The organism is Bacillus sp. CCB-MMP212, assembly GCF_022748145.1.
GTDB lineage: Bacteria > Bacillota > Bacilli > Bacillales > Bacillaceae_G > Bacillus_A > Bacillus_A cereus.
In genome coordinates, this window is the sequence record NZ_JALDQE010000012.1 from 142595 (window position 1) to 168374 (window position 25780).

Consider the following 25780-nt stretch of genomic DNA (forward strand, 5'->3'; position numbering starts at 1 on the left):
GAAAAGAACCTGACCGGATAGGTCAGGTTCTTTCTCATTAATTTAAGTTAAGCCAAACGCTCTTCACTTCTGTATAGTTATTTAATGCATAAGATCCCATTTCACGACCAAGACCGGATTGTTTAAATCCTCCAAATGGAGATGCTGCATCAAAGACGTTATAACAGTTTACCCATACTGTACCAGCACGTACTTTACTTGCAACATAGTGTGCTGTTTTAACACTTTCTGTCCACACACCAGCTGCTAAGCCGAATTGTGATTTATTTGCACGTTCAATTACTTCATCAATATCGTTAAATGGTATTGCAGAAATAACTGGACCGAAAATTTCTTCTTTTGCGATCGTCATTTCATCATTTACGTCAGCGAATACTGTAGGAGAAACGAAGTAGCCTTGATCGAATGGATTACTACCTCCGCAAAGTACTTCAGCGCCTTCTTCAATCCCTTTTTCGATGTAGCCCATTACACGTTTTTGTTGTTCTTCAGAAACGAGAGGACCAATTGTTGTTTCAGGGTTAAGACCGACACCTTGATTTAGTTTTTTAGAATAGAGGACGAGATCAGCCATGACATTATCATACATTTTCTTCGGAACAAATAAGCGTGACCCAGCAGAGCATACTTGTCCTTGGTTAAACATAACACCAGAAAGTGCACCAGGAATCGCGCGAGATAAATCAGCATCTGGCAAGATGATATTTGGTGATTTACCGCCTAATTCAAGTGTAACGCGTTTTAATGATTCGGATGCTTGTCGCATAATTTGTTTACCGACAGGAGTAGAACCGGTAAATGCAATTTTATCAACGAGTGGATGATTAACGAGAGCTTGTCCAGCTGATTCACCGAATCCAGGTACGATATTAATAACACCTTTCGGGAATCCAGCTTCTTCAATTAATTCAGCTAAGTATAGAGCAGATAGTGGAGTTTGTTCTGCAGGTTTTAAAACGATTGTACATCCTGTAGCAAGCGCTGCTCCCATTTTCCACATTGCCATAAGAAGCGGGAAGTTCCAAGGGATAATTTGACCAACGACACCAACAGCTTCATGGCGTGTATAGTTAAAGTAATCACCGGAAACAGGAATTGTTTGACCAACGATTTTCGTAGCCCATCCAGCGTAATAGCGCATATGCTCAATTGCAAGTGGTATGTCTGCTGCCATTGTTTCACGGATTGGTTTTCCGTTATCTAATGTTTCGAGCTGTGCAAGCTCTTCTTTATGTTCTTCCATTAGATCAGCTAACTTGTACATGAGACGGCTTCGCTCAGCAGTGCTCATACGAGACCAAGGACCTTCGTCAAAAGCCATACGAGCTGCGACTACAGCTTTATGAATATCTTCGCGACCAGCTTCAGAAACGACGGCAAGTGTTTCACCAGTTGCTGGGTTAGGTGTTTTAAATGTTTTGCCGGAAGCGCTTTCAATGAAAGATCCATTCACATATAACTTTTTTGTACCTTGAAGAAACTTTTCTACCTTTTCATGAAGATTTACAGCTAGTTGACTCATTGTATAACCCCCTTGAAAATATAATGTAAACGCAGTACGAGACGGCGCTTATTCCGAAATCAAGGATGTGGAAACTAGATGGAAAGCCTCTAATTAAAATCATAATTAATAAATACTGAAAATTCAAATTTCATTTGTGTTACAATTGTAAAAAATATGTAATGTAAGAGAAGCTTCTATATGATTATAAAAAATCCTGCTTGTTTTTGCTTTCTAGTAGGAAAAACTAGAAGAACAATGGTACAATAATACATCGTGAGAGGAGGGGGAAAAATGAAAGATTATCATGATGATCCACGCTTTCGAATAGCCCATAGAGAAGCGTTAATTGGTCTTGGACTTGCTATTATTAATTTTATAATATGGTACGGATTTGCTTATGGGCTTGGTAGTAAAGATCCGAGTGAATATACATATGTATTAGGTTTTCCCGCATGGTTTTTTTATAGCTGTATCGTTGGATTTATCGTTATGGTTATTTTACTTAGTTTAGTTGTTCGTTTTGTATTTCAAGATATTTCACTCGATGAGGAAGAAAAAAGTGAGGAATAATAGATGAATTGGTATGTAATCATTCCAATGATAATTTCGTTTATCGTTGTATTTTTAATTGGTGTATATGCTTCAAGACGCGTGCAAGCAACAGCACATAATAAATTTTTACAAGAATATTTTCTTGGTGGGCGTGAGTTAGGCGGTTTATTATTAGCGATGACAATGATTGCTACGTACGGTAGTGCAAGTAGCTTTATTGGTGGTCCCGGTATTGCTTACAATATGGGGCTTGGATGGGTACTATTATCTGCGATTCAAGTTGTAACAGGATATATCGTTTTAACGGTTATCGGTAAAAAGTTTGCAATTATTGCTAGGAAGATGGAAGCAATTACTCTTATCGATTATTTAAAAGGGAGATACAATAATAAAGCAGTTGTTATACTCTCTGCGTTATGTATTATTATCTTTTTATTTTCAGCGACAGTAGCCCAGTGGGTCGGCGGTGGACGATTAATCGAGTCACTAACGGGTCTATCGTATACAACAGCACTATTTTTATTTACTTTTTCTGTACTTGTGTACGTATTAATTGGTGGATTTCGTGCAGTCGCGCTATCAGATACATTATTAGGAATCATTATGTTAGTTGGAACGACAATCATTTTAATTGCTACTGTCATTGCTGGTGGTGGAATTGAAAAGATTATGCAGGAACTTGTTCAAATTAATCCAAATTTAATTACACCATTCGGAGCAGATGGCAGTTTAACGAAATCATATGTTACATCATTTTGGATTTTAATTGGAATTGGCGTTGTAGGTTTACCGCAAATTAGTGTGCGTGCCATGTCTTATAAAAATTCAAAAGCTATGCACCAAGCTTTAATAATTGGAACAGTTGTCGTTGGTACAATTATGATTGGTATGCATTTAACAGGTGTATTTGCAAGAGTAGTACTTCCAGGTATAACGGTACCAGATAAAGTAATGCCGCTACTCGCGATGGAAGTGTTGCCACCTTGGTTAGCTGGAGTTTTCTTAGCTGCACCAATGGCGGCGATTATGTCTACAGTAAACTCTTTATTATTACTTGTAAGCTCGTCAATTATTAAAGATATATACGTAAATTACATAAATAAAGATGCAGCAGACAGTACGATAAAAAAAGGAAGTTTGTGGATTACTGGTATTGTAGGGCTACTCGTTTATGCAGCGGCGATTAAACCACCAGATTTTTTAATATGGCTAAATTTATTTTCTTTCGGTGGATTAGAAGCAGCATTCATTTGGCCAATCGTATTAGGGTTATATTGGAGAAAAGGAAATGCTACAGGAGCGCTTGCTTCCATTTTCGTTGGAGTAGGTTCATATATGTGTATTCATCTTTTCTATCCAAATCCGTTCGGTATACATACAGTTGTCTTCCCAATTTGTTTTGCGTTTATCGCTTATGTTATTGGAAGTATGAGTGCTGTAAAAAAAACAGTATAGGTTAGCTGAAGAACGTAGTCCTTATAAGACTGCGTTTTTTCGTATGAATTTGTTCTTTTTTATTCTGTATATCCACGTTTATTCATAAATTAATAACAACTGAGGGGATGGAGTTGAGGTCGATGAAAAAAGTGTTATTTTTAGGAGACCCAGGCATTGATGACTCTTTAGCAATTATGTATGGATTGTTGCATCCTGATATTGATATTGTTGGAGTAGTAACGGGATATGGAAATGTAACACAAGAAAAGGCGACAAGTAATGCCGCATATTTATTGCAAATGGCAGGACGGGAAGATATACCTGTTATTAATGGTGCGAAAATTCCTTTATCCGGAGATGTTACAACGTATTATCCAGAAATTCATGGGGCAGACGGTTTAGGGCCAATTAAACCTCCAAAAACTTTTTCGCCAAATATAAAGCCTTTTTGTGCATTTTTTGATCTTCTTGAAAAATATAAAGGGGAATTAATAATAGTCGATGCTGGTAGATCAACAACACTAGCGACGGCATTTATTTTAGAAAAGCCGATGATGAAGTATGTGAAAGAATATTATATAATGGGCGGTGCTTTCTTAATGCCTGGCAATGTAACACCAGTCGCAGAGGCGAATTTTCATGGTGATCCGATTGCGTCGCAATTAGTTATGCAAAATGCTAAAAATGTGACATTAGTACCACTTAACGTTACATCTGAAGCAATTATTACGCCGGAAATGGTAAAATATATTACGAAACACTCTAAAACGAGTTTTAATAAGTTAATCGAGCCGATATTTACGTATTATTATAAAGCTTATAGAAAGTTAAATCCGAAAATAAAAGGAAGCCCAGTACATGACGTCGTTACAATGATGGTTGCGGCAAATCCATCTCTTTTAGACTATGTATATCGTCGTGTCGATGTAGATACAGCTGGAATTGCAAAAGGAGAGAGTATTGCTGATTTTCGGCCTCAACCTGATGCAAAAGCATTAAAAAATTGGGTGCGAATTGGTTGGTCGTTACATTATAAAAAGTTTCTTGAGGATTTTGTGAAATTTATGACGTAGACATAATAGGAGCATACAAGTTAAAATAATGGAGATGGTTATGTAAATGACCATCTCCATTATTTTGTTTTTTAAATGATAAATAGAGAAGAGTTACACAATAGGAGAGGAATTTTACTTGAAAAAAACTATAGTATGCGCAGTAATTGTGGGTATTTTTGTTTTGCTAATATCGGGTAACTTTTTAGTGAAAAAAGTGTGGAGTTCAAATAATGATGATGCACAGTATATTGCATCTTTTATTGAAGAACATAAAGATGAAAAAAATAGTGCGCTTCTAGTAAAGAGAAATGATAAAGTTGTTTATTCTGTAAACCCAAATGTTGTATTGCCAGTTGCAAGTACGATGAAATTAATTGTGGCGCTTGAATATACGAAACAAGTTACTGAAGGGAAAATTGATTCGTCTAGTTTTGTGTCGATTAACGATGTGAATCGCTATTATGTGCCGAATACAGATGGTGGTGCACAAGATAGATGGCAAAAGTATTTGGAGAAGACGGGCAAGATAACTGAAGGAGCGGTTTCTTTAGAAGAAGTGGCAAAAGGAATGGTTAAGTTTAGTTCGAATGCAAATGCTGAATACTTAATGGAATTGTTAGGATTAGACAACATCAATCGAAATTTACAAAGTTTATCACTTCCTGCACATCAACCACTATTTCCAATCGTTTCATCTTTGTATATCCCGGGATATTTGCATAAAGAATTACATGTTCCAAAATATAAAATAGAGAAAAAGTTAAAAGAAATGTCTCAAGAGCAATATCGTGAATATTCGATGATTATTCATGAACGCTTAAAGAAGAAGGGACCATTATTACAGAAGGAAATTCCGCTTTATTTAGAGGAACGTTACGACAAAATTTGGTCAGATAGATTACCAGCAGCTTCTGCAAATGATTATATGGTATTACTTCAAAAGGCAAACCATAAAGGTGGCTTGACAGAAGCTGAAGAAAAAGTGTGGGCAAATATCGTTGAAACAGACATGAGTGCTAAGAAATATCGTAAAACATTTAGACATGCTGGGCAAAAGAATGGTTACACACCATGGACGGTTACAAAAGCGGTTTACGCTATGGATAAACGTGGAAACTGTACAGAAATTGTGTTTTTGGCGAACAATTTAAATGAAGACGATAGTGCAGAAATACGGAAACATTTAGCAAACTTACATTTCCAAGTGTTGCAAAGTGATAAGTATGATGCGACTTTTATTAAATAAACTCGGTGCAGAGAGCACCGAGTTTATTTTTATGTACAGGCACTTTTTTTCTATCAATGGGTATGATGGGTAGTAATACTTAGGTGAGAGGGGAAAAGGTGATGAAACAGAGTAAGGAAGAGTTTATAAAGAGTGAAGGCGCTGATTTCCCTGGAAAAACATATGTGGATTGTGTATTACAACATGTATTTGATTTTCAACGAAATTACTTATTGAAAGATATGTTTCAAGTGCATAAAGCACATATTACGATGCTGACTGAAGAAAGTTTAATGAAAATAGAAGAAGCTAAAGTTATATTAAACGCACTTAGAAAAGTAGAGCGAATACCAAAAGATAAATTGGTATATACAGAGCAGCATGAAGACCTCTTTTTTTTAATCGAACATTTAATTTCTCAAGAAGCGAAATGCGATTTTGTAAGTAATATGCATATTGGTAGAAGTAGAAATGATATGGGTGTAACGATGTATCGCATGAGCTTAAGGCGGTATATATTACGATTAATGGAACATTATTTGCTATTGCAAGAAAGTGTACTGCAACTTGCTGATGATCATAAGGAAACGATCATGCCAGCTTATACACATACACAACCGGCACAGCCAACAACATTTGGTCATTATACTTTAGCAATTTATGATACGATGCAAAGAGATTTAGAACGAATGAAAAAAACGTACCAGCTTTTAAATCAGTCTCCAATGGGGGCGGCTGCACTCTCTACAACAAGTTTCCCGATTAAACGAGAACGAGTTGCTCATCTACTTGGATTTACAACTGTAATTGAGAACTCATATGATGCTGTTGCCGGAGCGGATTATTTATTAGAAGTTAGCTCGCTACTTATGGTAATGATGACGAATACGAGTAGATGGATTCATGACTTTTTGTTGTTAGCAACGAAAGAATATGACGGTATTACTGTTGCAAAGCCATATGTACAAATTAGTAGTATTATGCCGCAAAAACGAAATCCGGTTTCAATTGAACACGCTCGTGCAATTACGAGTAGTGCTTTAGGAGAAGCATTTACAGTATTTCAAATGATTCATAATACACCATTTGGTGATATTGTCGATACGGAAGATGACTTGCAGCCATATTTATATAAAGGGATTGAAAAGGCGATTCGTGTTTTTTGTATGATGAATGCAGTGATCCTAACGATGAAAGTAGAAGAAGAAACGTTAAAAAGTCGTTCCTATAAACATGCAATAACGATAACGGATTTCGCTGATGTTTTAACGAAAAATTATGAAATTCCATTTCGGCATGCTCATCATGCAGCAAGTGCTATTGCAAATATGTCATTGGAGCAGAAAAAAGAACTACATGAATTACACTTCAAAGATGTAAATATGTATTTGCAAGAACATTTTAAAATAAATTTATTAGAAAAAGAGTGGAAAGAAATTATATCGCCAGAAGCTTTTATTCAAAAAAGAAATGTATACGGTGGACCGAGTAAAAAAGAAATGAAGCGTATGATTAAAAATCGAAAAGAGTCCTTTCGAAAAGAAGAAGATGTATTTGAAAAGGAAAAACAGAGAATTTTACAAGCTGAAAATGCCTTGAATACATTAGCTTTGAATATTATTGAATCGTAAAAGAGGGATTTAATGAATTAATCGCCAATACTTAATTAAAATATAAATAGAGAGAAGAGATTGTCGATGATTCAATTACATGTATATGAAGAGATTTTTCATTTTAAAGAAGATGTTACACCATTTCTAGAAAAGAATGAGCAGGAAAACAATCTCATATTAGGTGTATTACAAATGGTTCAAGAACCGATATTTATGGGGATAGCGAAACAAGGAGAAGACATTGCGGTTGTATTTCTGCAAACAGAAGAGAAGAAACAAATCATTGTTGCAACTTCTGAAATTTCGGGAGTAGCTATTGAGGAACTTGCAAAAGAGTTAACGAAAGTATATCCAGATATTCCTGGATTGATCGGTAATAAGAAAATTGTACAGAAATTAGCGGAAGAGATTGCTGTATTAGAAAATAAGAAAATGAATGTTGCAATGGAGCAAGGTGTGTATGAGCTGAACAGAGTAAAGAAGAAGTGTAATGCGAACGGACTTTTCCGGGCGGTAAATAATGATGAATTACCATTAATAGAACAGTGGATATATCAATTTTGTGAAGACGTAAAGCTTCCTACTACGAAAGAAGAAGCAAAACAAACTGCGCATACATTAATAACTACAAATCGACTGTTTGGTTTGGAAGTAGATAGGAAACTTGTTTCTGTAGCTGCAAAAACGAGACCAACTAAAAATAATATAACAGTTAATTTCGTATACACGCCGAAAGAAGCAAGGAAAAAGGGATACGCATCTAATTGTGTAGCGGCACTTAGTCAACGTATGTTAGATGAAGGGTACAAGACGACTACGTTATATACTGATTTAGCGAATCCGATATCGAATAAAATTTATCAAGAAATTGGTTATGAGCAAATTGCGGAGTCTGTGCTTATATTTTTAGAGAAGTAAAACAAAAAGGTGTGCAATTTTAGCACACCTTTTTGTTATTCATCAATTCTAATAATCTCGCCTTGAGGGAAGTCCTCAGTTTCTAGTAAGTTACGAATAGCTTTCGCAACATATTCAGGTGATAATAGTTTTCCTTCTTCTTTTAATGCAATGAAGCGGTCCAAATTTATGAAATCTTCTTTATTTGTTTCACGAATTTGTGATTGCATATTAGTATCAACAACACCAGGTGCAAAAGCGACGATTTTTACTGGATATTCTTTTTCTACTTCTTCAGTTGCTACGCACTGTGTAAACATATTTACACCAGCTTTCGTTGTACAATAAGCGCCCCAGCCAAAGTAAGGGTTTTTTCCTGCACCAGATGAAATGTTAATAACGCGTTTATCTACTTTCCAGTCTTTCGTATGTTTCATAAATGTAGATGTAAGAATCATAGGTGCAAGTAAATTAATGTGAACGTTCGTAATGAATTGTTCACTTTCAGCTTTTTCAATTGGCTTCATAGGTGCAACTGTACCCGCATTATTAATTAAATGAATAGAGGATACATTGCCTTTTTTAATAGATGAAATGATCTCTTTAAAGTTAGTTTCTAAGTTATGTACATCTTGAAGATCTAGGGAATGAAAAATGCAATTGCTGTTATATTGCTCTGCAAGTTTTGTAAGCTCTTTATTTTCTCTTCTAGAAATAGAGATGACAGTTGTATTTTTTTCTAATAATTGCGTAGCGATTGCCTCACCTAAACCTTGTGAAGTTCCTGTTATGATAACGTAGCGCATAGTTTTATAAACCCCTCTCATATGTGCGGAATTTTGTTGGACAACGTACATTGTATAGTTTGTCTACATTTTATAGTATAGAGCACTTTTTACTATAATTGAAATGAGATGATTGTGTGCCTTTTATAAATAGGTTTACGACAACAGTACCTGGTGCCGTCACGTTTACTGGGAATACGCTGGGACTTAGCCCTACATCACCTGCACCAGGTAATATTTTTGGTACACTTGCTGTGTTTACGACAGTAAATACAGCATTGCAAGTACCAGGGTTCCCAGCAGGGACAACAGATGAGTGGCAATTGAATTCTTCAAGTGCAATTTTAAATCTTCCAGCGGGGAGCAGTGTGTTATATGCAGAATTAGTTTGGGCTGGTACTTTCCGGACTGATACGGAAGATGTTTTACCATTTTTAAATGATAACATTACATTTACAACGCCAGCAGGGACGTTTTCTGTTACGCCAGATCCTGCTACCGCGCAGCAAGGTTCAGTAGGAAATCAGTTTTATTATGCTCGCTCTGCCAATGTAACAAATCTTGTTAGTGCAGGTGGAGCAGGCACATATACAACGGGTGCTGTGCCAGCTGCAAGAACTTCAGCCGACCCAACAATCAGTCGTTCAGCTGGATGGACGCTTGAGGTTGTGTATCAAAATGCAAGTTTACCACTTCGAAATTTGTCAGTATATGCAGGTCAAGAAATTATCGATGCTTCATCCCCGCCAGTTGATGCTATAATTTCAGGTTTTGCTACGCCGGCAACAGGAGCTGTTACAGGAAGAGTGCTCGTAACTGCTCAAGAAGGTGATTCTAACATTGTTGGAGATCAACTTCGCTTTGGGCCGAATGCAAATGCTACAGTTGCATTATTCGGACCGAGAAATCCTGCGAATAATTTCTTTCAGTCACAAATTTGTAATGATAGTGGAAATTTAGATACGAGCGGCACGTTTGGAGATTTGAATCAGCCGTTAGGGGTAGCTTTGGCCGTCCGAAGACAAGGTTGGGATATTACGAATGTAGATGCCTCCTCATCTTTAGTAAACAGTCAAACATCAGCAACGGTTCGATTTGTTACAAATGGAGATGGATACGCAGCAGCTGGTTTTGGTGTTCAAATTGATGCAACAGGTCCAATTATTAATCCTGTTAAATCAGTTAATAGAACAGTCGCGGGGGTAGGGGATACTCTCACTTATACAATTACGGTCCCAAATACAGGAACAGGAAGTGCAGAAAACGTTGTATTACGTGATAGTATTCCGAACGGAACGATGTTTGTTGCAGGTAGTGTTACGGTAGGGGGAGTAACACAGCCGAATGCAAACCCTGCTAATGGAATTAATTTAGGTACAATCCCAAATAACACGCAAAGAATTGTTACATTTCAAGTTCGAATAACATCATTCCCGAATCCCAATCCTATTTTAAATCGTGCAATGGTGTCATATCAATTCCGTCCCTTCGTTGGTAGTCCTCCTATTACAAGTACGTCTTCTTCAAACACAGTACAAACGACAGTGAACCAAGCAACTATTAGTATGCAAAAATCTGTAGATTTACAGACGGCAACACTTAATGATGTATTAACGTACACAGTTAATGTCACAAATAATGGAAACGTCACTGCGAACAATGTTATTTTTGTTGATAGTATCCCTGCTGGAACAACATTTGTCGCTAATAGCGTTACGGTAAATGGAGTAGCGCGTCCAGGAGCGAATCCAGCAAGTAGTATTAATCTTGGAAGTATTAATGCATCGCAAACGACTGTAGTGCGCTTTCAAGTTCGAGTAACATCGAACCCTCTTGTCAATCCAATTCCAAACCGTGCGAGTGTAACATTTAACTTTACTCCAGTGCCTGGTCAACAACCAGTTTCAGGGCAAGCGACAAGTAATACTGTAGTTACGACAATTAATATAGCTGATATAACAACGAGAAAAACAGTGGATAAAGCTTTTGCAACGGTTAACGACGTTCTTACGTACACGGTAACAATTCAAAATACAGGAAATGTACTTGCAACGAACGTTATTTTTCAAGATCCAATCCCAATTGGAACGACATTTATCGCAAATAGTGTGACTGTGGATGGGGTTTCACAACCTGGGGTAAATCCAGCGACTGGGTTTACAGTAGCTAATATATCTCCTGGCGGAAGTAGGACTGTTACATTTCAAGTACGAGTAACATCTACACCATCGGGAGGTACGATTGCGAATCGCGGAAATGTATCTGCTAATTTCGTCGTTATTCCGAATCAGCCACCGATAACAATTAATAGACAAACGAATACAGTTGTGACACAAGTTAATACAGGCGGTTTAAATGTAATAAAAGAAGTAAATACAACGCAAGCGGCGGTAGGGGATACTTTAACGTACACAATTGCCGTCCAAAATACAGGGAACGTTCCGTTAACAAATGTATTTTTCCAAGACCCTATTTCTTCTGCTGTTTCATTTGTTGCAAATTCTGTAACAATTAATGGAGTACAGCAAAGTGGACTAAATCCGAATACAGGATTCTCTCTTCCGAATATTCCTGCGGCTCAAACGGTTGTAGTCACATTTGACTTAGTAATTGTACAGAATCCAGAAAATGAAGATATTTTAAATCAAGCAAATGTAACAGCAAGCTTTCAAGTGAATCCGAATGAACCACCAGTAACAATCAATGTACCGAGTAATGTTGTGAATACGACAGTACAATCAGGAAACTTTGAAGTTGTGAAAGCAGTCAATACGGATGTTGCAACAGTAGGGGATATTTTAGTATATACAATAGAAGTCATAAATGCAGGTAGTGTACCAGCTACGAATGTATTTTTCCAAGATTCAATTCCCCAAGGGACATTATTTATTGAAAATAGTGTAGTTGTGAATGGTGTTTTACAAGAAGGGGCAGATCCAGAACTTGGATTCCCATTAAATAATTTGCCTACTGGCGCCAGTGTTATTGTTACATTTGAAGTATTAATTGATGAAATTCCCCAAGGAAATAATGTTGTAAATAATGCGAATGTAACTGGAGATTTCCTTGTAAATCCAACAGAGCCGCCGATTACTGTAACAGTACCAAGTAATACTGTTATGACGATCGTGAATTCTTCAGGGTTAAATGTAATGAAAAGTGTAAGTGCTACTGAAGCCGGTGTAGGAGATACGTTAACGTATACAGTTCGTATACAAAATAGTGGAACGGTGACAGCGACAAATGTATCATTCCTTGATCCGATTCCAGTTGGAACCACTTTTGTAGCGAATAGTGTAACAATAAACGGGACACCTCAACCAGGTTTAAACCCGACAACTGGATTTCCACTTGCTAATATTCCAGTAGGAGGAATGGTGACGGTCACTTTTCAAGTGACAATCACGAGTGTACCACCAAATAGAGTTCTTCCGAATAATGCGAATGTCACTGCTGATTTCCAAGTAAGTCCTCTCCAGCCACCAATTACAATTGTAACGATTAGTAATATTGTTGTGACGCGAGTGAATGTAGGATCACTTAATGTAATGAAGAGTGTAAATACACTACAAGCCGGTGTAGGAGATACGTTAACGTATACGATTCTTATTCAAAATACAGGAACTGTTCCTGCAACGAATATTGTTTTTCAAGATCCGATTCCGTCTGGTACTGCCTTTGTAGCAAATAGTGTGACGATAAATGGAGTCGTACAGCAAGGCGCGGATCCTATGCTAGGTTTCCCGGTACCAAATATTCCGGTCGGGCAAACGGCTACGATTACGTTTCAAGTTACAGTGACGAGTGTTCCGAGCGGTGGAAATATAAGAAACCAATCGAACGTTACTGCAAGTTTTCTTATAAATCCAGCAAACCCTCCAATAACGACTGTTACAAATAGTAATTTTGTAGTGACGCAAGTAAACACAGCACAGTTAAATATACAAAAATCTTCATCTGTACAACAAGCAGCACTTGGAGAAACTTACACGTATTCTGTTGTCATTCGAAATAACGGTACAGTAACAGCAACGAATGTCTCTTTCCTTGATCCAATTGCTTTAGAAACAACTTTTGTAGCAAATAGTGTAACGATAAATGGAACGCCACAACCTGGATTTGACCCAAATGTTGGTTTCCCGCTTCCTAATATTGCAGCTGGAACATCATTGACAGTAACGTTCCAAGTTACGGTAGTTGCACCGTCTACACGTGGAGCAGTATTAAATACAGCATCTGCTACAGCCACTTTCTTATTAAATCCTTTACAGCCACCTGTAACAACAACGAATTCAAGTAATACAACGGTAGTTACAATACCGTTACCTCCTCCTGGTGAAGTAACTGCAACAAAAACAGTTGATGTTGCAACTGGGGCCGTTGGGGATGTATTAACGTATACTGTGCTCATTTCAAACGTAGGAATTATCCCTGTTACAGATGTGTTCTTCCAAGATGTCATACCAGAAGGAACGACGTTTGTTGACAATAGTGTAACGATAGGTGGAGTGCAGCAACTTGGTTTAAATCCAGAAATAGGATTTACAGTTACTCCATTATTAATCGCTGGTGGAAGTATTGAGGTCACATTCCAAGTGACGATTACAGAAATTCCAGATAATGAAGTCATATTAAATGATGCAGATGTTACATTTACTTCACAACCAAATCCGCAGGAACCACCGATTACGGAAACGATATTAACAAATTTAGTCGTTACGACAATTAATATAGCGTTTATTTTTCCATTGAAACTAGTAGATAAAGAAGTAGCGACGGTAGGAGAAATATTAAGGTATGATGTATTGATTTTTAATTTCGGAACAGTGCCAGCGACGAATGTTCAATTTATCGATACTACTTCCGCGGGTGTAGCATTTGTACCAGGAAGTGTGAGCATAAACGGGGTACCAGCACCAGGACTAGATCCTTTCATTGGTTTTACAGTTCCAGATATACCTGTCGATGATTTTGTACTTGTCACATATCAGGAAGTGGTTACAAGCATACCAGAAGGTGGAACGATTGTTAATTTTGTAGACGTTACAGCTACATTTGCTGTAAGTGAAACAGAACCCCCTATTACGGAAACAACGACAAGTAATACGACATTAACAGAAATCAATGAGCCTGGTTTGAATGTTTTAAAATCAGTGAGTCAGCCGGTTGTTGCAGTAGGCGATACAATCACATATACAACAGTAGTTCAAAATACAGGAACAGTGCCAGCAACGAATGTTCAATATAGTGATGTATTACCTTCCTCTATAGCATTCGTGCCGAACAGTGTAACGATAGATGGTGTGTTACAACCTGGATTCAATCCGAATAACGGATTCCCGCTTCCAGATATAAATCCAGGTGAAAGTGTAGAAGTCATCTTCCAAGTAACCGTTGTTAGTGCGCCATCAAACGGAACAATTGCCAATACGGCAAATGTAACTGGAAGTTTTGTATTAGTACCAGGAGAACCACCAGTTATAGTAACAGAGCCGAGCAATACAACACTTACAACTGTAAATAGAGGGCAATTTAATGTTATTAAACAAGTAAATAGGGTTGCTACTCTCGTTGGAGATATATTAACGTATACGGTTCAAATAACAAATACAGGAACAGTAACAGCTAATGCTGTTCAGTTTGTTGATACCATTTCAGCAGGAGCGTCATTTGTACCAAATAGTGTAACGATAAATGGAGCCCCGCAACCAAACTTAAATCCGATTACTGGATTTGGAGTTGGAGATATCCCAGTTGGTGAAACAGTTATAGTGACGTTTCAAGCGACAGTTACAAACATCCCGTCATCAGGAACAATTACGAACGTTGCAAATATAACAGGAAGCTTTACTTTAGTGCCAGGAGAACCACCAGTTGTAGTAACAGAGCCGAGTAATACGACGATAACTAGAGTGAATAGAGGACGATTCAGCGTTATAAAATCTGTAAATAAAGAAGCGACACGATTAGGAGATACGTTAACGTATAGTGTGCAAGTTACAAATACGGGAACGGTAACAGCAACGAATGTTCAGTTTATCGATGTTCCATCACCTAGTTTAGAATTCGTTCCTGGAAGTGTACAAATAAATGGGATTCCGCAAGTAGGTTTAGATCCATTTGTAGGCTTTGCATTGCCTGATCTTGCAGTAGGGGATAGTGTATTAATTACATTTGAAGTAAATGTAATCGCAGTTCCGCCTTCTAGTAGCATTATGAATACAGCAAGAGTAACGGGTGATTTCGAATTGATTCCAGGAGAACCTCCGTCTACAATTACAAATTCAAGTAATACGACGGTTACGCCGGTAAATAGAGGCAGCTTAGATATGCTAAAAGAAGTAGACCATTCAGTTGTTGGTGTAGGAGAAACGGTAACGTATACTGTTCGTATATTAAATACTGGTACTGCTGATGCAATGAATGTTCAATTTATCGATGTGCTATCTCAGGAAGCTGATTTCGTTCCAAATAGTGTAACGATAAATGGGGTTCCGCAACCGGGGTTAAATCCGCAGATTGGATTTACGATACCTGATATACCAGTTGGTGAGACGGCACTTGTAACATATGAAGCTACGATTACAAGTTTTCCGGATGGTGGTACAGTAGTGAACGTTGCTGGGGCGTTAGCAGAATATATTTTAGTACCAGGGGAGCCGCCGGTTACAGTGATGGATACAAGCAATACAGTTATAGTGACGGTAAATACTGCAATCTTATTTGTTGCAAAAGGAGCAAACTTTGAAGTAGCAATGATAGGGGATGTTGTCACTTACGGAATCGCTGTTATAAATGATAGTACAGTTCCTGTGACCAATATTGTGTTAACAGATATCATTGATCCGAATACGCTGTTTATAAATGGTACGGTAACGGTAAATGATGTACCTCTTCCATTTGCTAATCCGAATACTGGTATTCCGTTAGGTGATTTTCAGCCAAATGATGCAGCAATTATTAATTTCCAAGTTGTAATAATAGGAGGGCAAGTAAATAATTTAGTTACAAATACTGCTACAGCGAATGGGCTTGCAACTGTAAATCCGAATGAGCCGCCAGTAGTAGTTGAAGGTGATAGTAATACAGTTGTTATCCCGTTTATTCCTCAAAATGTCTCAACGACAGTCGTAAAAACGGCAGATTTACAGGTAGCAACAATTGGAGATGTCATTACGTTTACGACAGTCATCACAAATACGGGTGATACTGTAATGCAAAATATTCGTTTTCAAGATATGTTAGATAGTAGTGTTCGATTTGTTCCTGGAAGTGTAACGGTTGATAATACGCCAGTGCCGAATGTAAGCCCGGCAGTAGGGTTTCTTATCGGAAGTTTAAATCCTGGTGAAGCAAGGACAGTTTCGTTCCAAGTAGCAGTACAGAGCGCGCCAAATGGTTCAGGAAATTATATAAATCAAGCGAGTATTCGTTTTGAACATCAAGTAGGCACAGTATTGCCACCTGTTACACAAATAGTAGAAAGTAACATAGTTGTCATTCCATTTGTTCCAACGATTGAACAAATTTGCGAAACAAACTTTAATTGCTTAGATAAGATTCCATTTCAATGTTCTCCGTGTAATCATTTGCATGGACATAAAAAATAAAAACAGAAAGAGCATCCTGAAAAATAATTGGATGCTCTTTTTGTTTTAATCATATAGATTCATTTTCGGGCGAGGTGAAAAATTCGTCGATTTTGTCGGAGAGTAGTAATGGAATGGCTCCTTTTATAACAGAAATGTCCCAGTCCCACCATGCGAGATTCTCTAGTTTGTCAATCGTTTCTTGTGGGAAACGATATCGAACAAATTTTGCAGGATTACCAGCTACAATTGCATACGGGGGTACGTCTTTTGTAACAACGCTCCTGGCGCCGATAATGGCCCCGTTACCAATTGTAACGCCAGATAAAATACAGGATTGATAACCAATCCATACATCATTGCCGACTACGATATCACCTTTTGAAGAAGGGTGACCAGTAATATGTGCTCCTTCATCAAAAAGTGCATTAAATGGATAAGTCGTTATCCAGTCTGCGCGATGTTCACCGCCAAGTATGAAAACGACTTCTTCTGCTAATGAACAAAACTTACCTATTTTTAATTTTGTTTCATCGTTCCAAGAAAAAATGGTTGGCCCTACTTTACTATAAGTATAATCACCAATATCATATTTATTATATTCAGGTTTTTGATTTAAATATAACATGCTTCTTCAGCCTCCTTTCTCAATTAAGCGATACGTATGGAATATTATATGCAAGATGTAGTAATGTGAACTGTATTAATAGGTGAAATGAACAAAAGGGAGTGGGATGTATGCGATACGAAATGGGTTTATATAATAAACCGTTTCAGTCAATTCAATCAGGGAAAAAAGTATATGAAGTACGCCTATACGATAAAAAACGTCAACTAATAAACAAAGACGATGAAATCGTATTTACGAATCTTACGACAACAGAAATGATGACGGTAAAAGTAACGGAAATAAAGCGATACGAGAGCTTTAAATCTATGTATGAACAAATTGATAAAAAATTATTGGATTGTGAAAATGATAGTTTAGAGGAAATGTTAGAAAGTACATACAAAATATATACGAAAGAACAAGAAAAAGAGTGGGGAACAGTTGCGATTCGTATTGAGGTAATAAAATGATAAGAAATCGCGGGGCGGCTATTATTGTACAGGAAGGGAAAATCGCTCTTATAAAACGTATTCGAGAAGAGGAAATATATTATGTTTTTCCTGGCGGAGGGATTGAGGAAGGTGAAACGCCTGAAGAGGCAACGAAAAGAGAGGTATACGAAGAATTAGGGCTACATATAAAAGTGAAGCACCTTATTGCAAAGGTAAAATATAAAGGAAATGAATATTATTATGGTGCCTATATTACAGGTGGAGTGTTCGGAAGTGGAACAGCTGAGGAATTTCAGCGGGAAGGTAAAGGAAGTTATATTCCGTTATGGCTACCGATAAACGAGTTGGAAAAAGTGAATATAAAACCTTATGAAGTGGTCGGAAATATATTTAATCATTATAAAATATAACGTCTGACAACATACAAAAAAAACCATTGACATAGGCTTCTGATTTAAGTATTGTATTCGAGTATGTTTATAATCAGGAGGTTTATATGAGCAATCAAACTACTACACATCATGTGAAAATGACAACAGCGGATCCATCTGGAATTGGTCTATTTGGATTAGCGATGGTAACACTTGTAGCATCATCTCAAAAGTTAGGCTTAACAGATGGCGTTTCACTTGTATTACCATGGGCAATCTTTTTAGGAGGATTTGCACAAATCTTTGCTTGCATTCACGATGCAAAGCATAACAATACATTCGGTACGACAGCATTTGGTGCGTACGGCCTATTTTGGTTAGGTGTTGGAATGACTTGGTTAATTCAACTTGGAGTATTTGGCGAAAAATTAGCACAAGTTGCAGATTCAAAACAGCTTGGTGTAGCCTTTATCGGATATTTGATTTTCACAATCTTTATGACGATTGGTGCAATGGAAACACATAAAGTATTATTTATGATCTTCGTCCTTATTGATTTCTTATTTATTGGTCTTTCATTAAGTACTTTAGGTGTTATGCCGCACGCAATGCATAATTTAGCAGCATATTCTGAACTTCTTATTTCATTATTATCTTTCTATGGTTCAGCAGCAGCAGTGTTAAACACACACTTCGGAAAAGTTGTTTTACCAGTAGGGAAGCCTTTTGGTATTTTTAAAAAGTAATAAAAAAGCACAGATGATTGTATAGTCATCTGTGCTTTTTTTTATTTATTCCTCTATTTGTGGGCTGTCTGAAAAATCCTGATTGGTGAGGGCTCATTAAAGTTTCACTTTATTTGAAATAAGTAATGTGAAATGTAAATAAAAGTAGAAAAAAATCAATTGAAATTGATTCTCATTATTAATATAATGAGAATGAGAATCATTTATTGTTAGAGGGGGATGCCAAAGTGGCAAAAATTTTAATAGCTTATGCAAGTATGTCAGGAAATACAGAGAGTATTGCTGATTTAATTAAAGTTAGTTTAGATGCTTTTGATCATGAAGTAGTATTGCAAGAGATGGAAGGCATGGATGCTGAAGAATTATTAGCTTATGATGGAATCATTTTAGGATCTTATACGTGGGGCGATGGTGAATTACCATTTGAAGCGGAAGATTTTCATGAGGACTTAGAAAATATAGATTTAGCTGGGAAAAAGGTAGCGGTATTCGGATCAGGTGATACGGCGTATGAACTGTTTTGTGAAGCGGTAACGATATTTGAAGAACGCCTTGTAGAACGAGGTGCAGAGCTTGTACAAGAAGGGCTGAAAATTGAATTAGCTCCAGAAGATCAAGAGGATGTTGAAAAATGCAGTAATTTTGCAATTGCATTTGCTGAGAAGTTCTAAGAATGGGAGTGTCAACTTGGAGACGATGTTAAGTGCAACTGCTATTACAAAGTTAAGAGATGGAAAACTGTTGTTAGCTACTACATATAATGGCTTATTTGTTGAACAAGACGGAGAATGGAAACGAATTTTAAATGGTTTTCAAAAACGAATTAGGGATTTACATAGCGAAGATAATGTAGTTTATGGTGTAGGTGACGAAGGGATTTTTATTCGTAGTATGGATGGTGGAGAGAACTGGACAATTCAGCGTTTTCCAACAAAAGCAACAAGTTGGAATGTATGTAGCAATGTACAAGGAACTGTTGTTGCTCATGGAGAAAAAACGCTGTATCTTTCTAATAATTTCGGTTCGACATGGGAGACTATTCATCCGTTTCTTGAGTATGGCAGTGCGGCGCCGTCTATTCGATCATTATTTTTATATAAACATTACTTATTTATTGGTACGAAAATACATGCTAAGTATGGTGGTGTTTGGCTCTTTGATTTGAAGACACGTAAATTAAAGAGGATTAAAATTACGATGAATCAAATGATTTCTGCGTTGACTTTACACAATTCTTATTTAGTAGCGGCAAGTGGATCGTGCAAGGGAGTTAGCGGGAATATTTCTTATTGTAAAATAGATGACAGTATTGCGAGTGAAAAAATATATTGGCATACATGTCAAAGTGAGCAGAAAGCAAGTAGTTATTTAGACTTAAGTGTAGACCAACATGTCTTATATACAACTTCAACACAAAATAAGGCGGGTATTAGTAGTGTGTGCCGTGTACTTCTTGACGAAGGTATTGTTACAGTATGTGATTCAGTTAAAGGGCACGGATGGCGCATTGTTAATCAAAAAGATGGTTATGTAGTAGCTGGATCAGGTGAATTAAAAGCAATGCAGTGGGAACAAAAAATAATTTAAGAAAAAACTTTACTTTTATTATATTGATATGATATAGTATGTTTAAACCATTTTACTTTTAATAATATAGAGATTTAAATGAGCTGTAACTTCCGAGGAGGATAGCAATGTTAAATCTCCTCAGGGGTTGCAGTTTTTTAATATCTGGCTTATTATTGTAAGGTGGTTGAAAATGAATATGTACATATAGGTACATTGTAGGAGGATTTTTTTCATGCAAAACGGTAAAGTAAAATGGTTTAACTCAGAAAAAGGTTTCGGTTTCATCGAAGTTGAAGGCGGAGAAGACGTATTCGTTCATTTCTCAGCTATCCAAGGCGAAGGCTTCAAAACTTTAGAAGAAGGTCAAGAAGTTACTTTCGAAGTAGAACAAGGTAACCGTGGACCTCAAGCTACTAACGTAAACAAGAAGTAATTTTTGAAAAAAGAAGGGCTCGCCCTTCTTTTTTTTTGCATTTTTATAGATATCCTCCTACTTACATATCATAACAAGACTGAATTTTCATTTATTTATTCGTAGTATTTTTGTATAAAGTACATGAATAAATAAATACTGAAAATAAAGTGTTTGTGTGAAAAGGAATTTAGAAAGAGGTAAATAAATTGAAAAACGCTACACATTTCATTGTGTTTGATATTGAGAGGAATTTCAGACCGTATAAATCAGAAGATCCGTCAGAAATAGTTGATATCGGAGCTGTAAAAATAGAAATAGGTACAATGAAGATAATTGAAGAATTTTCGGAGTTAGTAAAACCAAGTGCACGATTAACTCGTCATACAACAAAATTAACCGGTATTACGAAGAAAGATTTAATGGATGTAGAAAAATTCCCTCAAATTATAGAGAAATTTATTCAGTTCATCGGAGAAGATTCTATATTTGTTTCATGGGGAAAAGAAGATTATCGCTTTCTATCTCATGATTGTACATTACATGGTGTTAAATGCCCCATTATAGAAAAAGAAAGTAGAATTGATTTGCAAAAATTTGTTTTCCAAGCATATGAGGAATTGTTTGAACATACGCCAAGTTTACAATTTGCGGTAGAACAGCTCGCTTTAACGTGGGAAGGGAAACAGCACCGTGCTTTAGCAGATGCCGAAAATACAGCAAATATACTTCTTAAAGTGTATAGCGAGAGAGATATTAATAAGCGATACAAAAGACATGGTGAACTTGAACTTGTAAAGAACGGGAAACTAACGGAAAAAGCGAAAAAAAAGATGCGAAAATGGGTGTTTAAAGAACTAAAGAAAAATACAGAACGCCCTTTTGAATGGAGTACATTTGAAAGTAGTGACACGTGGGAAAGTATAACGGAAAGATATTATATAAGTGAAAATACAGTAGAACTCCTGAAAAAACATTTTCGTACGGCAGTGAGAAAAGCGGAACGACAGATTAGGTATTTGGCTGAGATGGAGGAGAATGTAGAGGTTAAATGATATTCTCCTCTATTTCTAGCTACATAAATTTAACATCATTATACTGATGAATGAATAAAGTATTCATATTAAATAGGAATTGATTTGTTGTGATTGGGCCATTATAATTGCTTTGAAAATTAAGGGGTGGTAAGAATTTTTAAATACATTCATAAAATTAGAGCCCATAGAAATGAAAGAGGATAGAGTTAAATGGAAGCAATCTTTAACATTGTAACAGTTGTAGTTTTGGGGATAATATTTACCACGCTATCAGCAGTAATTATACTTCCTTTCATAGCAAAGAAGAAGAATTGGAAAAAGCTTAATATATCTTTAAAGCGTGGTGTATTAAAGATTAAAATTGAAGAGTAAAATATGAGTTTTATACAAGGGAGGTGTGATAGTGATAGACTTGGATATTAAAGACGTCACCGTACAGATGGAATTAAACGGTGTCTTTTGGAATGAGGATGGGGTTGCTGAAATGACGGTGACTACAAAAGCTGAGCATTCTCTTCTTCTTCGTTTAGTAGTTGACTTAAAAAGTAAAACTATTAGGGCGACAAGTGCCGACATAGTAAATGGATTCTGCCCTCTGTGCAAACAGAAAAAGGACAAATGTAGTGAACTTAATGACCTACAAAACAAAATAGAAATTTTAGAAGAAGCCTACGATTGGGTGAGAGAGCATCCGGAATATCGTTTTCAATTATCTTTTTACGAGTATAATAAATTTGAGGTAGTGAAGTGAAGTTTTCATTTTACCAACATACATAGTGACTACTCTAATGGAAATACGCTTGTACAACAAGGAAGGAATTTACTGGATTCTGCAACAAGTGTTATCTTGGATTGAAAATAAATATTTTTGTTATAAAGCAGAAAAACTGATTCTTAGTAGAATCGGTTTTTTATATAACTATAAAATATGTCCACAATAAAAGAGCGCTTATTAAAAGCGCTCGGTAAAAATAGTTATATGGAAGGATTTATTCAATCCCGTTCGGATCATAAGAATACTGCTGCTTATTCTCAATCCGCTCAATCACATCCTGCAGCTCATCTGGCTTCAGAAACTCAATCGGAGAGAAGCCCTTCTCAAATGTAAGTGTATCAGCCTCAATCATTAATACGTATCGATCATTTACCTTTGCAATATGTATTTGATCCCCGAAATCAGCAAGCAAAGCCTTCACAGAGATATGATCTGCTTTTAGTTTTAATTCCACTTCAGGAGCATGCTCGACGATTTGGGCAGTTGCTTCCATTACTTCTTCGGTTGAAAATTGTTCCATAATTTCGCGTTTCGGACTGGCAGCCCATACTTCCATCGCTTGGTCGAATTGTTCGCGTTCTTCCGTACCTTCTTCAAATACATCTTCAATTTGGTCGTATACCATGTCCATTACTTGTGTTTTCATAATTTCAGGCATAGAGCGTTCATATTCGACGAATTTTAAGAAGTCTTCAAAGTAGCGGGCATGTGATGCTTGGTGTATTTTTAGTTCGCCTACTTCAACCATACCTTCTTCAGGCATGTATGGGTATTGGATAGATTTCATATTCTTTGTTGTGATGGCCATTTCAACGTTACGAATCAGTGTTGATTCATCAGAAATAGAAGCAACCTTTGGTTCGAAGTCGCATTTCATTACGAATACAAATGGATCATCAAAGTATTTGCGTAGTTTTGCCTGAGCAATTAAAAATACACCACCGCGTACAGCGCTTGTGTCAAGATATGTATAAACGAGTGGTTCGCTCATATCTTTAAAGTTGTCCTTTGTTTCTGCAAAGCGAATACGATTAAAAAGGTTGTAATGAGGGTTTGAATCAAGTTCGTGCCCTTCCTCTACAATAAAGCGACCAATTTTTGTTGGGGCTTGTTCTGTTTTTGCATGACGTTCTACTTTTCGCTTCGATATTTTTAATAACTCACCATTCAAAAATTCTTTTAAGGAGCTATCTTCATATTCTTCAGCGTCTAAAGTTTGAAAATGTTTGTAGCGTTTATCAACTGCTTCACCTTTTCCTTCTACTTGTACAACATAAAAGGAAAGATAATTTATTTCAAAATCCATATTTATCACCTTGTTTCATTTCATTAACTCTTATCAGTATAGAGATGGAAAAAACTTTCGTCAATTTATATAAGGAAGGGGGAGCCCCTTCCTTATATAATTTTTATTTTCTCGATTAAAATCCGTCTTCTAATGCTGCGAATGGAATGTTTAGTCTGTTTTCTACTGTACGTAAACGTTGGTTTAAGCGGTTTAGTCTACGTGTATGGCGCTCAACTGTATTTTCTAGTTGACGTACTCTTTGTTCAAGCTCATTTACGCGTCTTTCTAATTGACGATTTCCAGTGCCAGGAAAAGAGATTGGAAGTTGGAATTGTCTATTTTGGTCATATGGATTCGTTTGCTCTGCTTGATCTATATAAGATTGATATTGTGCTTGTAAGTCATACTGTGGTTGTTGGTACGCATATTGATTATATGGATCATATGGATTGTAGGGATACATAATAACATCCTCCATTTCTTTAAAATAGGTTGAATTCACCATAATGTATGTGCAAAAGCGGAGCGGTGGCACGGCAAATACCTATTTATGTTGACGGGATTTTTCTTTATCCCGCATTAACGGGCAGTAAGACCCCACTGATTAAAGTTTCACTTTATAAAAAATAGCTTGAGGGTTTTTGATTTGTATTTCTTTTGCTTGATGGTATATACTGGATAAAAGAGAGAGTTTACATAAAAGTTACAATTCTATCAAACTCAAACTTTTATGTAAATATGTATAGACATTTATAAAAGAAAAGAGTAATTTATATAGAGTGAAAAATAACTTGTAACATTTTATAAACATATTGTAAAATGATTGTAACAAAACATACATAAAAATGAAATAAATACATAATAGTGATGTTGGGGAAAGGGAGAGAGTATATTGTTCCGTAAAGTAAAGGGTATATTAGTTGGGGTGTTATGTGTAGCTGTAGTGAGTGGCTGTGGTGCAAAAGTAAGTGATGTTGCATTGGTAAGTGATATTGGTGGGCACACTGTAGAGGCTAAAGCAGAAGTGCAAGATACTATTAGTTTAGTTGATGGTCGAACTGGTACTGAAGTGAAAAAATTAGATTTATCTGGTTTAGGCTATTTTGAAGATGAAGCGAAATTTAAAAAGTCTGTAACAAAGGTTGTTGGTGAGGTTGGAAAAAGCGTCGACAAAAAAATGGTTCCTTCACGTATAGCACCTGATGGAAGTTGGCAAGAAGGAAAACCTTCTTATGAATTAATGGAAAAAGAATTAGTAGATAAATTGTTAAACGTTGGTATGTGGGATGCTACGTATCAGTTGCCGATTGTGGAGAAAAAACCAGTCGCAACATTAAGTGATGCGCAAGGAAATGGTACGGTAATTGGTAGATATGAAACGAACTTAGGTGGTTCAACAGGTGGCCGTATTGAGAATATTCGTTTGTCAGCAGCGAGCATAAATGGAGTTGTGTTAGCAAAAGGAGATCGTTTCTCTTTTAATTCATTAATCGGTGATACGACACCAGATAAAGGATATCAATTAGGGAAAGAAATAGTTGATGGTAAATTAGTAGATGGATATGGCGGTGGTGTTTGTCAAACATCTTCAACTTTATACAATGCAGCAGATCAAGCTGGCCTGAAAATGGTGGAGAGAACTACACATTCTAAAACGGTAGGTTATGTTCCACAAGGAAGAGATGCTACAATTGCATATCCATATTTAGATTTAGTATTTGAAAATACGAATGATGCACCTGTGAAGCTTTATATGGGCATTCAGGGTGGAAAGCTAGTTGCTGAAGTACATAAAATGAGATAAGAGTTAAAAAGCCACCTTTTCTAAAAGTTAGAAAAGGTGGCTTTTTATTATGAAAATAA

22 protein-coding genes are annotated in these 25780 nt (G+C 36.6%); 17 read left to right on the plus strand and 5 right to left on the minus strand.

What is annotated here, in order from left to right:
- Positions 1–37: 37 nt before the first annotated feature.
- Positions 38–1522, minus strand: coding sequence for an aldehyde dehydrogenase DhaS (gene dhaS, locus MRP26_RS25805; RefSeq protein ID WP_000080280.1), 1485 nt, complete (start codon positions 1520–1522; stop codon positions 38–40).
- Positions 1523–1795: 273 nt separating this feature from the next.
- Here dhaS and MRP26_RS25810 point away from each other — a divergent pair, with 273 nt between their 5' ends.
- The 6 genes from MRP26_RS25810 (at position 1796) to MRP26_RS25835 (ending at position 8304) form a co-directional block, all read left to right on the plus strand.
- A complete protein-coding gene (locus MRP26_RS25810) occupies positions 1796–2074 on the plus strand; it encodes a YhdT family protein (RefSeq protein ID WP_000656237.1) in 279 nt (92 codons plus the stop codon).
- 3 nt (positions 2075–2077) lie between these two features.
- Positions 2078–3511: a sodium/pantothenate symporter gene (gene panF / locus MRP26_RS25815; protein ID WP_001104824.1), complete on the plus strand. Its 1434-nt coding sequence runs from the start codon at positions 2078–2080 to the stop codon at positions 3509–3511.
- A 122-nt stretch (positions 3512–3633) separates the two neighbouring features.
- Positions 3634–4566: a nucleoside hydrolase gene (locus MRP26_RS25820; RefSeq protein ID WP_000756465.1), complete on the plus strand. Its 933-nt coding sequence runs from the start codon at positions 3634–3636 to the stop codon at positions 4564–4566.
- Positions 4567–4684: 118 nt separating this feature from the next.
- Positions 4685–5794, plus strand: a complete 1110-nt coding sequence (locus MRP26_RS25825; protein ID WP_000751368.1) for a serine hydrolase — start codon at positions 4685–4687, stop codon at positions 5792–5794.
- 101 nt (positions 5795–5895) lie between these two features.
- Entirely contained in the window at positions 5896–7404 is a 1509-nt protein-coding gene (gene argH, locus MRP26_RS25830; protein WP_053563853.1) for an argininosuccinate lyase, read from the plus strand.
- Positions 7405–7470: 66 nt separating this feature from the next.
- Complete coding sequence (locus MRP26_RS25835; RefSeq protein ID WP_000615371.1) at positions 7471–8304, plus strand: GNAT family N-acetyltransferase; 834 nt, start codon at positions 7471–7473, stop codon at positions 8302–8304.
- A 35-nt stretch (positions 8305–8339) separates the two neighbouring features.
- On the opposite strand, the gene MRP26_RS25840 is transcribed toward MRP26_RS25835, so the two are convergent.
- Positions 8340–9089, minus strand: coding sequence for a (S)-benzoin forming benzil reductase (locus MRP26_RS25840; RefSeq protein WP_197241278.1), 750 nt, complete (start codon positions 9087–9089; stop codon positions 8340–8342).
- Positions 9090–9205: 116 nt separating this feature from the next.
- Here MRP26_RS25840 and MRP26_RS25845 point away from each other — a divergent pair, with 116 nt between their 5' ends.
- Positions 9206–16678: a DUF11 domain-containing protein gene (locus MRP26_RS25845; protein ID WP_242807059.1), complete on the plus strand. Its 7473-nt coding sequence runs from the start codon at positions 9206–9208 to the stop codon at positions 16676–16678.
- Between the two features lie 49 nt (positions 16679–16727).
- Here the strand turns inward: MRP26_RS25845 and MRP26_RS25850 are convergent, their stop codons facing one another.
- The gene (locus tag MRP26_RS25850; RefSeq protein WP_000966308.1) at positions 16728–17285 is read right to left on the minus strand and encodes a CatB-related O-acetyltransferase; all 558 of its coding nucleotides are present in this window, start codon (positions 17283–17285) and stop codon (positions 16728–16730) included.
- Positions 17286–17395: 110 nt separating this feature from the next.
- Here MRP26_RS25850 and MRP26_RS25855 point away from each other — a divergent pair, with 110 nt between their 5' ends.
- The 9 genes from MRP26_RS25855 to MRP26_RS25895 all read left to right on the plus strand — a co-directional run bounded on the left by MRP26_RS25855 (position 17396) and on the right by MRP26_RS25895 (position 22605).
- On the plus strand, positions 17396–17737 hold the full coding sequence (locus tag MRP26_RS25855; RefSeq protein ID WP_001268359.1) for an ASCH domain-containing protein: 342 nt from the start codon (positions 17396–17398) through the stop codon (positions 17735–17737).
- Positions 17734–18129 (plus strand): NUDIX hydrolase, encoded by a 396-nt coding sequence (locus MRP26_RS25860; RefSeq protein ID WP_000620821.1) that lies wholly within the window; start codon positions 17734–17736, stop codon positions 18127–18129. Before MRP26_RS25855 ends, MRP26_RS25860 begins: the two co-directional genes overlap by 4 nt.
- Positions 18130–18215: 86 nt before the next feature.
- Positions 18216–18836, plus strand: coding sequence for an acetate uptake transporter (locus MRP26_RS25865; RefSeq protein ID WP_000070945.1), 621 nt, complete (start codon positions 18216–18218; stop codon positions 18834–18836).
- 227 nt (positions 18837–19063) lie between these two features.
- Complete coding sequence (locus MRP26_RS25870) at positions 19064–19507, plus strand: flavodoxin (protein WP_001062759.1); 444 nt, start codon at positions 19064–19066, stop codon at positions 19505–19507.
- A gap of 16 nt (positions 19508–19523) precedes the next feature.
- Positions 19524–20423 (plus strand): sialidase family protein, encoded by a 900-nt coding sequence (locus tag MRP26_RS25875; protein ID WP_197241280.1) that lies wholly within the window; start codon positions 19524–19526, stop codon positions 20421–20423.
- Between the two features lie 214 nt (positions 20424–20637).
- A complete protein-coding gene (cspB, locus tag MRP26_RS25880) occupies positions 20638–20838 on the plus strand; it encodes a cold shock-like protein CspB (RefSeq protein WP_001179150.1) in 201 nt (66 codons plus the stop codon).
- Positions 20839–21026: 188 nt separating this feature from the next.
- Positions 21027–21872, plus strand: a complete 846-nt coding sequence (locus MRP26_RS25885; protein WP_197241282.1) for an exonuclease — start codon at positions 21027–21029, stop codon at positions 21870–21872.
- A 192-nt stretch (positions 21873–22064) separates the two neighbouring features.
- Positions 22065–22226 (plus strand): hypothetical protein, encoded by a 162-nt coding sequence (locus tag MRP26_RS25890; protein ID WP_000387294.1) that lies wholly within the window; start codon positions 22065–22067, stop codon positions 22224–22226.
- Positions 22227–22257: 31 nt separating this feature from the next.
- A complete protein-coding gene (locus tag MRP26_RS25895; protein ID WP_053563857.1) occupies positions 22258–22605 on the plus strand; it encodes a hypothetical protein in 348 nt (115 codons plus the stop codon).
- 238 nt (positions 22606–22843) lie between these two features.
- On the opposite strand, the gene MRP26_RS25900 is transcribed toward MRP26_RS25895, so the two are convergent.
- Together MRP26_RS25900 and MRP26_RS25905 are read right to left on the minus strand one after the other, a co-directional pair.
- A complete protein-coding gene (locus MRP26_RS25900) occupies positions 22844–23935 on the minus strand; it encodes a DUF3900 domain-containing protein (RefSeq protein WP_000345035.1) in 1092 nt (363 codons plus the stop codon).
- 115 nt (positions 23936–24050) lie between these two features.
- On the minus strand, positions 24051–24380 hold the full coding sequence (locus tag MRP26_RS25905; protein ID WP_000283711.1) for a hypothetical protein: 330 nt from the start codon (positions 24378–24380) through the stop codon (positions 24051–24053).
- Positions 24381–24809: 429 nt separating this feature from the next.
- Between MRP26_RS25905 and MRP26_RS25910 the strand changes: the two genes are divergently transcribed.
- Positions 24810–25721 (plus strand): VanW family protein, encoded by a 912-nt coding sequence (locus MRP26_RS25910; protein ID WP_000488980.1) that lies wholly within the window; start codon positions 24810–24812, stop codon positions 25719–25721.
- The last annotated feature ends 59 nt before the right edge of the window (positions 25722–25780 follow it).

Coding starts and splice junctions, on each gene's coding strand:
- MRP26_RS25890 (WP_000387294.1), top strand. CDS start 22,065: ATGGAAGCAATCTTTAACATTGTAACAGTTGTAGTTTTGGGGATAATA.
- MRP26_RS25835 (WP_000615371.1), top strand. CDS start 7,471: ATGATTCAATTACATGTATATGAAGAGATTTTTCATTTTAAAGAAGAT.
- MRP26_RS25810 (WP_000656237.1), top strand. CDS start 1,796: ATGAAAGATTATCATGATGATCCACGCTTTCGAATAGCCCATAGAGAA.
- dhaS (WP_000080280.1), bottom strand. CDS start 1,522: ATGAGTCAACTAGCTGTAAATCTTCATGAAAAGGTAGAAAAGTTTCTT.
- argH (WP_053563853.1), top strand. CDS start 5,896: ATGAAACAGAGTAAGGAAGAGTTTATAAAGAGTGAAGGCGCTGATTTC.
- MRP26_RS25905 (WP_000283711.1), bottom strand. CDS start 24,380: ATGTATCCCTACAATCCATATGATCCATATAATCAATATGCGTACCAA.
- cspB (WP_001179150.1), top strand. CDS start 20,638: ATGCAAAACGGTAAAGTAAAATGGTTTAACTCAGAAAAAGGTTTCGGT.
- MRP26_RS25855 (WP_001268359.1), top strand. CDS start 17,396: ATGCGATACGAAATGGGTTTATATAATAAACCGTTTCAGTCAATTCAA.
- MRP26_RS25860 (WP_000620821.1), top strand. CDS start 17,734: ATGATAAGAAATCGCGGGGCGGCTATTATTGTACAGGAAGGGAAAATC.
- MRP26_RS25865 (WP_000070945.1), top strand. CDS start 18,216: ATGAGCAATCAAACTACTACACATCATGTGAAAATGACAACAGCGGAT.
- MRP26_RS25850 (WP_000966308.1), bottom strand. CDS start 17,285: ATGTTATATTTAAATCAAAAACCTGAATATAATAAATATGATATTGGT.
- MRP26_RS25820 (WP_000756465.1), top strand. CDS start 3,634: ATGAAAAAAGTGTTATTTTTAGGAGACCCAGGCATTGATGACTCTTTA.
- MRP26_RS25900 (WP_000345035.1), bottom strand. CDS start 23,935: ATGGATTTTGAAATAAATTATCTTTCCTTTTATGTTGTACAAGTAGAA.
- MRP26_RS25840 (WP_197241278.1), bottom strand. CDS start 9,089: ATGCGCTACGTTATCATAACAGGAACTTCACAAGGTTTAGGTGAGGCA.
- panF (WP_001104824.1), top strand. CDS start 2,078: ATGAATTGGTATGTAATCATTCCAATGATAATTTCGTTTATCGTTGTA.